This window comes from Methylophaga sp. UBA5088 (genome assembly GCF_002414625.1).
Lineage (GTDB): Bacteria > Pseudomonadota > Gammaproteobacteria > Nitrosococcales > Methylophagaceae > Methylophaga > Methylophaga marina.
Map to the genome: position 1 here is coordinate 1 of NZ_DIAC01000026.1, position 1,299 is coordinate 1,299.

2 protein-coding genes are annotated in these 1,299 nt (G+C 45.4%); both read right to left on the reverse strand.

What is annotated here, in order from left to right; translation table 11 throughout:
- On the reverse strand, window positions 1–712 hold a 712-nt coding region (locus B4K20_RS03045), incomplete at its 3' end, for a cell division protein FtsQ/DivIB (RefSeq protein WP_289281838.1).
- Window positions 712–1,299, reverse strand: a 588-nt coding sequence (locus tag B4K20_RS03050) for a D-alanine--D-alanine ligase (protein WP_289281839.1), incomplete at its 5' end; no start/stop codon positions are given. The genes B4K20_RS03050 and B4K20_RS03045, both read right to left, overlap by 1 nt.

The window sequence follows — 1,299 nt, forward strand, 5'->3', positions numbered from 1 at the left end:
CAATTTCTTTAATCAGGTCTTTAAATGTACCTAGCCCACCCAAATAGACGTTAACAAAGCGGGTCAACCTGTCTTCATCATCTGTACGGCCCAATTTAAGATGTAATCCTTCTTTAAAATCTACTTGCCAGGCACGACGTTTATCCATGCTCATACTAATGACTCGTAAGCCCAGCACATTCACTTTTTGCTGAACATCGATCAGTCGTCGCGACAGCATTTCACTAGTGCCATCTGGGCCATGCAACTGAATCAAACCATCAGGCATGGTGTCTTTGCTGGGCTTAAACACTTTTCCGTGACGGTTGACCAAGCCATCATCGTTCCAGCGAGCAACCGCTTCATGCTCAGCAACCATCAAATGCAAGGTATCTGGCCAGATTCGTCTCACTTGTATTTGCTCGACCCAAGGCAAGGTCTCACCTGCTTTTTGAATACTGGCTACATCTACATCTAAAAAACTGCCTCTGACAAAAGGCATCACCACTTTGACTAATTCATTTCTGTCGGTATGGCGTAAAGTGCCATCTACCGTCACGTGCTTCACAGGCAAAGTATCGGCTTCACGTAGATACATTCCTCCCGCCACTAAGACGACGACCAAAGCCAATGTGGCGGCATGTTTGAACAATTTTTTCCATGCCAGTGGCGACCTAGGCTGTTTCACCTTAGCTGGCTCTTGTAATATGGCGCCTCTCCGCTGTTTAGCCATCAGCCCTCACCTTTGAAGCTTGTTTCTAAAATGCGGCACACTAAGTCATCAAATGACATTCCAGCTTGCTTCGCAGACATGGGGACTAGACTGTGATCGGTCATACCAGGAACACTGTTGGCTTCAAGTAAAAACAGATTGCCTTGCTTATCACGCATGAAATCGATACGTCCCCATCCTTGCATACCTAGGGCATTAAAGGCTTTTACCGCGATGTCTTGCATACCTTTTTCAACATCGGCTTCCAAACCGCAGGGACATAAATATTCAGTGTCATTGGCGTGATACTTGGCGTCAAAATCATAAAATTCATGTGACGTTTTTAACCGGATGGCAGGTAAAGCTTCACCGTCTAAAATGGCAACGGTATATTCCTCCCCGTGTATCCACTGCTCAGCGATAACATCGGTGTCATATTTCAATGCCAAATCAATGGCCTTTTGTAAGTCACTATGGTCATTGACCTTGGACATTCCAATGCTGGAACCTTCGTTAACAGGCTTAATGATGAGAGGTAGCCCTAAATCAGCAACTAATTCATCGGTATTGGTTTGTGCAGACACAGGAACAAACAGGGCAGTTGGTAA